This is a genomic window from Pseudoxanthomonas helianthi, assembly GCF_017939625.1.
In the GTDB taxonomy this organism is placed as follows: domain Bacteria; phylum Pseudomonadota; class Gammaproteobacteria; order Xanthomonadales; family Xanthomonadaceae; genus Pseudoxanthomonas_A; species Pseudoxanthomonas_A helianthi.
Genome location: NZ_JAGKTC010000002.1, coordinates 276,886 through 289,949 on the forward strand (window position 1 = coordinate 276,886; position 13,064 = coordinate 289,949).

At 57.0% G+C, this 13,064-nt stretch carries 1 protein-coding gene; it reads left to right on the plus strand.

The window, feature by feature from the left end:
* The first annotated feature begins 1 nt into the window (after position 1).
* Positions 2-12,997, plus strand: coding sequence for a cadherin domain-containing protein (locus J5837_RS16515; protein WP_280518221.1), 12,996 nt, complete (start codon positions 2-4; stop codon positions 12,995-12,997).
* Positions 12,998-13,064 lie beyond the last annotated feature (67 nt).

The following is a 13,064-nucleotide window of genomic DNA, read 5'->3' on the forward strand; positions in this document are numbered from 1 at the left end:
CATGGCTACTCGAGTTCTTCCGAAAATCCCGAAGCGAGATATCAATAAGTATCAGGCCTATTTCGCGGGCCTGTACGATATTCCGTCGATCAGTAGTCACTTCATTCAATTGAGGCTGGCTGCTTATAGTCAACTTATCGACCCAGGCAATTTTAAGGGAAATAGCATTGAGGAAGCGCAAAAAGCACTTCCCATTGGCTGGGAGGTTTTGAAATTTACCAACAATCGTGCAACGGGCTTCCAAGCGGTAGCGATTTATCACGCCGCCAGTAACTCTCTTGTCATAACGTGCACGCCTACCCAATTTGATTCCGATTTCTGGAATGACGCAATCAAGGCGGATGTACAAGGCGCTATCCCGAACATGTTGGCCCCTGCGCAGCTGGACGATGCGATTCAATTCGTAGACCAGCTATATGGCCAATTTGGATTTTCTGGTTATGACAACATTTACTTCCCAACATTCTCGCTTTCCAATGCCTTAGGAAATGTACAAATCTTGTACGCGCACTCCAAAGGTTGGCTTGATGGCGTCAATGTGTCTAGTGTGGGGATGGCGTCCGCTGCCTTTGGGACTGATCTTTCAGAGGCGTTAGCAAGGAATGGGGTTTCTGCAAACAATGCGGATTGGCAGTATTTGGGCGACCACAAAGTCAACTATAACGATGACAACGATATTGTTCCAAGCGCGACTTCGCAGATAAACGGGGCCGTAGGGTTAGTTGTCAAGGTGCCCCCTCTATATTTGCAGGATTCATTGGGCGGATACCATCTGGTTACTGATATCGCCGCCCACGCCGATGAGGCGTATGCGTATCGCGCCCTACAGAGAGAACTCGGCATCTCTGACTTTGAGGGATATGCAACCGTCGTCTACAACGATGTCGATGGAGTCACCAAATTTAAGCTCATTCCGGAGTCTGAAATTACTCTTGTAATTCCTCCGGGAGACGATGCTAGGTCTATCTCTGTACTTCCCCATGGTTATGTCCTTAATTCTTCAGAAATTGTTGACGGAAATACCCTGACGGTACGCGGCGTAAACAGATATGGTGAGTATGTCGACGTCGTCAGCATAGATTTAGATGGCGATGGCCTCTACGATCAAACTACCAAGACATACTCAAGTGTCTTGATGGGAAAGGCTGACAGAACATTTGTTTTTCGCAAAATATCGCTGAATAGCCAGCCTGGAGCGAATGATTTCGTCTATGTTGGAGAGTTAACAGTTGATGTAAATCACAATGGGGTGCCGGAACGTACGCAAACTGTTTACACGAGAGGTGGCTTGAGGGTTAGTCAGGAAAAGACCTTTAGCGAAGCTACTGGAGAGGAGACAACGGTAGACAACGTCGAATTCTTCGGCCTAAATCTATCTGCAGTTGGCTCCGCGTTTGGTAGTGCGCTGAGTACAACTTTGTTTGATGACCCGCTTGAGCGCACTCTCGGATCTGCAGTTCTGCAGGCAGCAGGCGGTAATTTTGCTGAAGCAATAGGGTTTCTGGCCGTGGGGAAATCCGGCATGGAGGCGATGAAAAGCGCCTTCGATGGATTTGCAACGGATATCGGGACGAATCTCGCCGGAGCAGTGTCCTCGTATCTTGTCGGCGAGATCATTCATGCGGCAGGATTAGATGGAACCGTAGTTGGAGATATCGGTCAATCGCTTGCATCGCAAACGCTGACGCAGATTGTTACGAATATTGCAACGGGTGCGCCTGCGATGAATGGCGTTAACCTGGTTGATCTAGCAAATATAGCAACGGTAGTTGCTACGTACCTTGGAACAAAGCTGGCCTCCAGGGTTATCCAGTTCGATACGGTCGAAGGTCAGATTGGTGCATCTCTCGGTGCCGCCGTGGGCTCAATGATCGGCATTGCCGCAGCATCTGAAGGGATGCTGATGGGCATGAAGCTTGGAGCCTTCGCTGGCCCAGTTGGAGCTCTGATTGGTGCCTTCGTGGGCTATATATTGGGTGGTCTGATAGGTTCGTTGTTCGCCAAAACGCCAGTATCTGGCGCGGAGGTTGTCTGGGACGATGGCCAGCAAAAGTTCTCTACTGGGCAAGTATGGGCAAAAAACCACGCGTCCAAGGACAGCGCCCGCGGATTTGCGGATTCTGTCGCCGCTAGCATCAATGGGGTCTTGGATTATGTCGGCGGTGCGTTAGTTGATCCACGCAAAGTCCAAGCTGGTAATTATGGAACCCGTGGTAAGGATTTCGTTTATCGTATCAATGGGAACATTACGTTTAGAACCCGTGACGTTAATCAGCTTATTGGCTACGGGACTTTTTTTGCGCTCAATAGTATGTTGCCCCAATTGGCAGGTGGGGATATCTATGCCAAGCGCGCGTTGGCTGCTAATACAAAGATTTTTTCCGACGATCCGAGTAGATTTTCATCGGAAACTCTTTTTAGTGATTTTGCGGTCGCTTCCGATTATGCGACATACCTTAGCGATCCCGTTGGAATAAACGCGCTAATCACTGCTGAGCCGGATTCCGCATTCGCTGCAGGCTGGCTTGTGACGTTTGCCAGGGTGTTGGAATTGGGGCTGAACAAACGAGCTAGCACTGACTGGGTCGGGGGTTACGGCGTGCTTCTAGATGAGCTTCCTGATGGGGCTGTAGACGGCATGGCGTTGTCCGCAGGCAACCTGATCATGGATCTTAAGGAGCGAAAAGAAAGGCAGTTTATCGTTCGCGATGGGAAAGGAGTCTGGGTCGGTTCCTTGGGCGACACTATCGAGACTGCATCAAAGGATATTATTTCTGGTTCCGATGGAGATGATGTAATCACTGTTGTTGGAGATCAATTGGGTACAACGACTGGTCTCACGATAAATGGAGGACTCGGTGAAAACTCAATCTTCAGAGTTGATGTCTCGGCAGTGATTGATGGGGGCGCTGGCGATGACAAAATTGTTGGTGGAGATCTCGGCAACGACCTGCTTGGTGGCTCAGGTAACGATTTACTCGTTGGTGGAAAGCTAGATGATTGGTTGCTGGGAGATGCAGGAGACGACGTAATCTTTGCGGGAAATGTGGCCAATAGTTCGTTCGCGGCCTCCGATATGGCTGCCGAGGCGGCAGCCGTTTCTGTGGACGCTGGCAACGGCAACTATCTCTATGGCGGTGACGGGAGCGACCGCTTGTATGGCGGAGCCGGATCCGACTGGCTCCAAGGTGGTGCCGGAAACGACCGCCTCGTCGGTGGATCGGGTGGTGATATTCTCCAAGCTGGAAGTGGGGATGATCGCGGCGTTAATGGCGAGGCGATGATTTTCGGTGGCTCAGGCTCGGACCAATACATCTTCGCCTTCGGCGATGGCAAAGACGTCGTCTTCGATGCGGGCAGCCCCGGTGATGTGCGAGGATCGGCCGACAGCATCGATGCGCGGTACGGCCAAATCCGCGCAGGCACGCTGGCGCGAAACTGGGCCGGTGACGGCGATTACGAAGTCGACGGCTCGGTCAAGGGAGGCGAAGACGCCATTGCATTCGGTGTCGGGATCTCGGCGGCCAACATCCAGCTACGTCGTTCCGGCAATGATCTGATCATCGCTTTGGCGGCTTTGGACGCCAATGGCGTCGGCGTACTGACCGGTGATGAGCTCACTATCCAGGATTGGTTCCTTAGCAGCCGGAAAATCGAATGGCTGCGCTTCGCCGACGGCGAAGAGTTCCGCATCGGCGACATGACCTCGTTCATGATCGGCAGCGGCGAATCCGATGTCATCCTGGGAAGCTATGCCGCCGACTTCATTTATGGAGGCGGTGGTGACGACGTCATCCGCGCACTGGCCGGCGACGACTTTGTTAATGGCGGCGGCGGCAACGACTTCGCCGCCGGCGATGGCGACAACGACTGGGTGCTGGGCGGGTCCGGCAACGACCAAGTCCTGGGCGGCAGCGGCCACGACACGCTGTTCGGCGACGATGGCAACGACTTCGTCTACGGTGGCCTTGGCGCCAACTCCGGTTCCGACTTGATCTCCGGTGGCCGCGGCGACGACACGGTCGTGGGCGGTGCCGGCGACGACGTGTTCCGTTACTCGCGCGGCGATGGCCGCGACGTGCTGATGGACGACTTCGTCAACAACTGGGACCTGGTCTGGCAGAACGGCGTCTACGCCAACGGTTATGTATTACAGGCCGACGGCACGGTCACCAAGAACGGTGTGGTCTATTTCGACGGCTCTAAGTGGCTGGGCCAATACGACTGGAACGACGAAACCAAGACGCTGAAGCGCCATGGCGGCGCGGTCAACGGCAATGTCGCGGCCAATGCAGGCACCGACACGCTCGAATTCGGCATCGGCATCGATATCCAGGACGTTCAGCTGCGCCGCAACGGCAACGATCTGGAGCTGGCCGTCGGAGAGGAGAACAGCGCCGCAGGCTTCGATGGGACGGCCGACCGGATCGCAATCAAGGACTGGTTCACCGTCGGCAAGTCGATCGAGAACTTCGTCTTCGCCGCCACCGGTCGTCACGCAGTCAGCACGATGAACCTTGATGGGGGCACCGATGCCGACGACACGCTGACCGGCACTACGGGGGTCGACTGGCTCACCGGCAATGGCGGCGACGACGCCATCGATTCCGGGTTGGGCAATGACATCCTCGCAGGCAATGCGGGTAACGACACGCTCAAAGGCAACGACGGCAACGACGTGTTGTACGGCGGCGCCGGCGACGACCTGCTGGACGGCGGGTCCGGAGTCGACCTCATGTTCGGTGGCGACGGTATGGATATCGCCTCTTACGCCGGCGCCACCCGCGTGGTCAACGCCTATCTCGACAACGCCTATTCGAACTTGTTTGCCGGCTCCGCGGCCGGAGACCAGTTCGACAGCATCGAAGGGCTGGAGGGTCGGACGGGTTACGTCCAGTATCTCGGCGGCGACAGCGCGGACAACTATTTCAAGGGTGCGGACGCCAACTTCCTGTTCGGCGGCGCTGGCGACGACACGTACGAGATCAACACGGGAAGCAGCGTTGTTTCCAGCGTAAAGATCAACGAAGGCACTTACGCCGCAAAAGAGATCGTGAACGCGGCCGGCGAGTTCAACAGTACGGACTATCTGGCCGCATGGGAGTACCTTGGGTTTGGTACGACTCCACAGGGCGATCGGCATAAGTATCGCCTGACCATTACCAATCGCGCGACGGGAACCGTCGTCTACCAGAGCGTAGACGGTACGGATTACACGTACACCACACAGGTTGCCATGCCCACAGCCTCCACGTGGGTCGCCAGGTGGACGGAATACGTCAACAAGGTCTCGGGCGGCAACCAGGTGATCGAGACGTTAACGACGGGTGGCGACAGCGGTACGGATACCGTCGTTCTGGCGGCGCCGCGCTTCAGTTTGTCGGACTTGACCATATACCGGTTCGGAAACGAATTGGGGATCGGCGAAGCCGCAACGGGACAACGGATCGTTTCGCTGCGCGACCAGTATGTCCAAGGACGTGCGGTCGAGATGCTGCAGTTTGCTGACGGATTGACGATTGATCTTACCGTCTACCGGGATGATAGAACCCCGACGAACCAAGACGATGTTCTCGTACGAACCAGCTCCGGCATCACCATCGATGGCCTGGATGGAAACGATGTCCTCGCCGGGGCGCTGAACGGTAGCCAGACGCTCATTGGCGGCAATGGCGACGATACGCTGGAAGGCGGTGCGGGGGCCGACACGCTGGACGGTGGGAGCGACAGCGTGAGTCTTGGCTTGGCGGCCGAGGCGGGTAAGCCTTACGGCGATACGATCCGCTACGTCACTTCGGATGCGGCGCTCATCGCCGATCTGGCAACGTCTACCGTGAGCGGGGGCCATGCGACGGGCGACGTACTGGTCAAGGATGCTGCCGGCGTCAGTACGATCGAGAACGTCACGGGTACCAACCTGTTCGGCGACCTGATCCAGGGTGATGCGCGAGCCAATCGCCTGATCGGCTTGGGTGGCAATGACACACTCGACGGCCGCGGCGGCGACGATGTATTGGTCGGTGGTGCAGGAGACGACGTCCTCTATGGCGGCGACGGCGCGGATGCATTGTCTGGCGACGAAGGCATCGACCGGCTGGAAGGCGGCACAGGCAATGACCTGCTCAGTGGCGGATCTGAAGACGATACGCTGCTCGGCGACGCCGGCGACGACCAACTGACTGGCGACGATGGCAACGACACGCTGTACGGCGGCGCAGGCAAGGACACGCTCGGTGGCTGGGACGGCAACGACATCCTGCGTGGTGAAGCAGATGACGATCGTCTGGCCGGCGGCTTCGGCGACGACACGCTCGAAGGCGGCGCGGGAAATGACATCCTGGCCGGCGAAGCGGGGTCCGACCAGTTGTTGGGCGGCAGCGGCGACGACGTCTATGTGTTCGATGCCAACAGCGGAGCCGATACGGTCATCGATGCTGACGGCCTGAAGAACGAACTGGTCATCACCGACGCAGATGCCTCGCGAATCTGGATTGCCCGATCTGGCAACGACTTGGTGATATCGGTCATCGGTGGCAGTACCGTGATCACGCTGGACAATTTCCTGCTGGCGGATGCCTCCGCCACTCGGATATACAAGATCACTACCAGCAGCGGCGCATTGTTCCTGGGTACGGCCACTCCCTTGATCGACGCCATGCAGCAGGCCTCGGCGACTGTGCCGACCAGCATGCCGCAAGCGGTGACCGACTTGCTCGACGACTATTGGCACGTCGGCGGCAAGGCCGCGCCAACGGTGGCGGACCAGGCCGTAGTTACCAATGAAGATACCGCCCTCAGCGGCCAGGTGCTCGCCAGCGACCACGACAACAACATCACCGGTTATAGCGTAGCGAACCTGCCGGCACTCGGTACCGTATCCCTCGATGCGGCCACGGGTGCGTGGACCTACACGCCGGGTTCCAACCTGAATGGTGCCGACCAGTTCGTCATCACGATCACCGATGCCGACGGCAATCATGTCCAGCAGACGGTCGACGTCGCAATTACGCCGGTCAACGATGCGCCTGCCGTGGTGCCGCCAGCCACGTTGGCCATCGACGAAGGGGCGGCGACGGGAGCTTCGATTGGTGCTTTCACGCACCAGGATCCGGATGGCCCGCAAGCGACGGCCACTTTCCAGCTGATGGACAACGCGGGGGGACGTTTCGCCATCAGTGCGGATGGACAGCTGACCGTGGCCAACGGTGGCGACGCACTGAACCACGAAGCGGCGGCGAGCCACAGCATCACGGTCCGCGTCACCGATGCGTACGGCGCATGGTCGGATCAGACCTTCGCGGTGACGGTGCGCAACGTCAACGAAACCCCGTACATCATCACTCCAACCGGCAACAATACCCCTGCGGTGGTATCGGAGAACGCGACTGGCGCCAGCGTGTCGCCGGCTTGGACCGTGGGCGACCCGGACAATACCGCGCCATCGTTGCAGATCACTGATAACCCCGGCGATTTGCTGGAGGTCAATGGCACGACGGTTCGGGTTAAATCTGGCGTCGTAGTTGACTTCGAGGCGCTGGCCGCAGGCAAGACGCTGGAAGATACCGATGGCGACGGGATCAAGGAAGTCCGCCTGACCGCCACGGTCGTAGCCAGCGACGGGCAACTGGCCTCTGCGCCGACCCAGTTCACTTTCCTGGTCGAAGACGCCAACGAGGCGCCGATCGCCATTGCTTTCACGCCGGCGGTTTCATCGATCGACGAACGCGACCATCCGATGCAGGGTGCTTCGCTGCCCGCCATCAAGCTGGGCACACTGGCCGGCACCGATCCCGACGCCGGTGCTGGTAGCTTCGATTTCGCGTCCTTGGCCTATAGCGTGGCCGACAGCCGCTTCGAAATCGTCAATGGCAACGAACTGTACCTGAAGGCCGGCGGAGCACTGGACTTCGAAGCCGGCACGACCGTGTCGGTAAATGTCACGGTCACCGACCGCGGTGGAAGCGTGGCGGGTTTGAGCTACACAAGGACTTTGACGTTTACCGTCAATAACCAGGATGATTATTGGTATGGAACTGCCGGAGACGACACGCTGACCGGTCAGGCAAATCGCGACATCATGGATGGTGGGACCGGGAACGATGTTCTGTCCGGGAGCAACGGCGACGACGATCTGTACGGTCGTGACGGGGTCGATAGTCTCAACGGACAGGATGGCAACGATCAGCTCTGGGGTGGCCTGAGCAACGATTCGCTGTATGGAGATAACGGAAACGACGTCCTTTACGGCGAAGATGGAGATGATCTACTTGACGGCGGCATCGGCAACGATCAGCTGTATGGCGGGGTAGGCAATGACGCCCTGTGGGGTGGAGAGGGTGACGACCTCCTGGATGGCGGAAGTGGTGCCGACGTGTTGCGTGCAGCTTTGGGTAATGATCTGTTGCTGGGCGGCGATGGCGATGACGTGCTTTATGGGGCGCAAGGTGCAGACAGGTTGGAAGGTGGCGCCGGCATGGATACGGCGACGTACGAGTGGGCGACCGAAGGAGTAGTTGCCAACCTGGGAATGGGCGGAACCGGTGGCCAGGCCGATGGCGATGTTTATGTCGACATTGAAAGGCTCGTGGGTTCTGTGTATGCCGACAGCCTCACCGGCAGTGCAGGGGCGGATGTCATCGATGGTGGCACCGGGAACGATACGATCTACGGAGGCGGTGGTAACGATGTACTGTATGGTGGTGACGGCGACGATTTGATCGACGCTCAGGCCGGCAACGACCAACTGATCGGCGGCAAGGGTAACGACACGCTGATTGGTGGCGACGACAGCGACATCTACATCGTGGATCTGGACTCGGGTGCCGACACCATCCAGAACTACGACCCCAATGGCACCGACATCGACGCGATCGGTTACCAGGGTATTACCCGCGACCGGCTGTGGTTCGCGCGCAACGGTAACGATCTGGTCATTTCCGTAGTCGGAACTACGGTCCAGACCACGGTCAAGGACTGGTACCTGACGGCCACTGCTTCCGATCGGGCCAATTACAAGATCGACTTCATTATCGCGGGCGAACACTACTCCGACACGATCAACGCGGAAGGTTTGGTCACGTTGATGGCAGGCTATACAAAGCCTTCTACCCAAGCCGCCTACAACACGTTGCATGCCGACTACGCATTTGAAAACCAATGGAAGCAGCACTGGGATGCCAATGGGGCTCCAGTCATCCAGGCGATCGGAACGCAGACAATCAACGAAGATGGCGCGCTGACTCTGCAATTCACCGTCGCGGACGACATCACGCCGGTCGATTTTCTGAATGTCACCGCAACTGCGGCGAATGGTCAGGTCAATGCGCCTACCGTCAGCGGTCCGGTCAATGGCGTCTATACACTGACCGTACAGGGCGCTTCCAATCGGAGCGGCAGCGTCGACATTACCTTGCGCGCCAAGGATCCGGGCGGACTGGAAAGCACCAGAACATTCACGCTCAACATTAACCCGCTTGCCGATGCGCCAAGTCTGACGGTGCCAACGTTCGGTGCCAATACGACTCTGGACTCGGGCTCTCTGGCGCTGAATATCCAGTCGGCATTGGTGGATGCGGATGGCTCGGAGACCTTGGAAATCCGTGTTTCCAATATCCCTACGGGGCTTTCGCTCAACCAGGGAACCAACCTGGGCAATGGCGTGTGGTCGCTGACACAGGCCCAGTTGACGGGACTGCTGCTCACCGGCCCTTCGACCTGGTCGCAAGACCTGACTGGTTCCGCAGCCTTGACCGTGACCGCCATATCCAAGGAAATCGCGACGGGCCAGACCGCGCAGACGGTCAAGACCTTGAGCATTCCGATCAACGCACGACCGACCGATATCACGTCGGGGATTCTGGCTGTCAACGAATCAACTGCAGCTGGCACCGTTGCCACGGGGACGGTGGTTGGACAATTCGGCCACGCGGATCCCGACGGCACCAGCGGGGCGACCTACAGTCTGACGAACAATGCCGGCGGCCGCTTCCAGATCAACGCCAGCACCGGTCAGTTGACGGTAAGTAATGGCAGTCTGTTGGATCGCGAAGCCGCGGCCAGCCATACGATCACGGTGCGCGTCACTGACGCGGGTGGATTGACCTACGACGAAAACTTCACGGTTACCATCAATAACGTCAACGAAGCGCCCACCACACCCGCCGTTGGCTCCCAGCCGATCACCCTGGCTGCTGAGAATACGGCATTGGCTGGTCAGGTAGTCGCCAATCTGACTGCCACCGATCCGGAGGGAACGACTCCGTCGTTCGTCATCTCCAGTGATCCGCGCAGTTGGTTTGAGGTCGTCGGTAGTCAGCTCAAATTCCGTGCAGGCTTGAGCTTCGATTTCGAGACGCTCAAGGCGGCGGGCATGACGCTCAGCGATATCGACGCCGATGGCAGGCAGGAGGTGGTCTATACCGCGGACGTTCTGTCCACCGATGGTAGTTTGAATTCACCAGCAACGCGCTCCATCACCGTCCGCATCGAGGATGCGAACGACGTGCCCACCGACATCAGCAGCGGCAGCTTGGCGGTGGCCGAGAATGCGGCCAATGGAACGCTGGTGGGAACCTTCAACGGCGCGGATCCGGACGCCGGGAATACGTTGACGTTCAGCTTGGTCGACAGTGCCGGCGGGCGCTTTGCCATCAACGCCACAAACGGCCAACTGACTGTTGCGAACGGGAGCTTGCTGAACTACGAGTCGGCGACGTCCCATGCGATTACCGTGCGGGTAAGCGATGGTGTTGCGACGCGGGATGAGAACTTCACGGTGGCCGTCAGCAACGTCAACGAGGCACCTGCGACGCCGACGATCGCCACCCAGCCGGTCACTACTTCGACGGAAGGCACTGCATTGGCCAATGCGGTGGTCGCCACCTTCTCTGCAACGGACCCCGACGGCACTACGCCTGCCTACAGCCTCGCCAGCGATCCCAAAGGCTGGTTCGCGATGTCGGGCAATCAACTTAAGTTCAATGGCGGCTTCAACACGGATTTCGAAGCGCTGCTGGCGGCAGGCGGCGTTACGCTGACGGACGTTGATGCCGATGGGCAGCAGGAGGTCTCCTACACCGCTTCCGTCAGATCCACAGACGGAGCTTTGAACTCGGCGGCGACTAACGTCGTTGTTCGAATTGAAGATGTTAACGAATCCCCTGTTATCACCAATTCATCGTTCTCAATACTCGAAAGTTCGCCGGGAGCTGGTCAGACTCTTATTGGTACCGTTGCAGTAACCGATCCGGATACTCAGAGCTACAACAGGGATCTCCGCTATAGCCTCACGGGAGGAGATACCAGTCGGTTTTCGATCAATGCGACGACAGGTCAGTTGTACTTGCAGGGAGCAGTAGATTACGAAGCTGCCACCAGTCATCAGGTACAAGTTACAGTCAAAGATCGGGGAGGTTCTGGGCTCGCAGCCAACAAGATGCTGACGATCAATGTGACAGACGTAAACGAGGCTCCCAATTTCCCATCGTCAACTGGGCCGTCTGGCATATTCGTATGGAGTGCGGGTGAGTACGGAACGTTATCTCTTCAACTTTGGGCGACAGATCCGGAAAAGAGTGCAATCACGTATAGCATTTCCAGCATTCAAGGGGGCAGCTGGATAAGCAGCGCGTCAATTTCGGGAAGCGTTTTGAATGTGGGAGCGACGGTGTATGGAGGTGAATACGCTTCAATATATGTAAGAGCAACCGATAGCGGTGGGTTGTCTTCTATTGCAAAAATTGATGTATATGGCAATGCGGCTACTGGCCCAGTTGTGTTTGATATTGATGGGGACGGCGTTGAGCTGATAAGTCTCGCTTCCTCAGCGATTATGTTTGACATGAATGATGACGGAATTCTTGACAAGACTGGGTGGGTGAAGCCAGATGACGGCCTGTTAGTCCTCGACCGGAATCGCAACGGTTTGATTGATAGCGGCAGCGAGATATCTTTTATCTCCGACAATCCTGGGGCGTTCTCCGATCTCGAAGGGCTTACTGCGTTTGACAGCAATGGCAATGGCCTGTTCGACCGAGGGGATGCGCGTTACGTCGAGTTTCAGGTGTGGCAGGATGTCAATCAAGATGGCGTCAGTCAAACGGATGAGCTGGCCTTCTTACTGGATCGCGGTATCGCATCGATCGATCTGCATGGCGTCCCCACCGGCGCTAACCCGTACACTGAGATCGATAACACACTGTATGCAAGCTCTCGTTTTGCTTACGCGGACGGCAGTGTGAGCGACATCGGCGATGTATTCTTGGCGTATATGGCCGGTAGACAATCAGTCAGCCTTATTCAGGACACACATGGTGAGTCAACAGGCGATTCGAAAAAGTACTTTTTGAAGGTTTTTAACGAAGCGTGGCGACCTATTTTGTTGGATGAGATTCTGAATACTGAATTGTCTAATAGCCCACTTATCGGAGAGAAATTTCGTGGATGGAGAAGTGGATGGAGAACTAGAAATGAACAATATTCAGATGTGGAACTTCCATGGGGGCCTTCACAAAAGCCAGTGGATTTAGCGGCATGGAGTTCGGTAGTAGATTTGGCTGAATTCGACATGGGGGATGTTGCCCCAGGCAAGGTGGATCGCCGGGCGGATCAGGACGCGCCGCCCTCAAGTGTGGCTCGGAAAATGTATGGAGTGGAGAGCGCTTTAAAGGCTTCGCGACAAGATGTTTTGGAGGCTGATGAGCTAGTGTTGGCAGATCTGGAACCTGTCGTTGATAACAGGCCTGTATCGTCGCGATCGGAGTTGGCGGAGCAAATCGTGCCTGCTGCGTCTGCAGATGCCGAAGTATTTGAGCCGACACTTACGATAGGTGAATCTGCCTTGCACAATGGGCTCGCGTTGACTCAGAAGAAGCGCTTCCAAATGATCGAGGCGATGGCCGCTTTCTCGGTGGAGCCGTTCACGGAACTAGAGCGGCGCCGGGACCCTAAGGTTGTGGAATTGCTGACTTCGCTGCCCGACTACCGCGTTTCGGTATAGTTTCAGCAGTATGGATCGTGGTCGGCACTCTTGGGTGACGATTATGCGCGACTACCAATCTGACAGG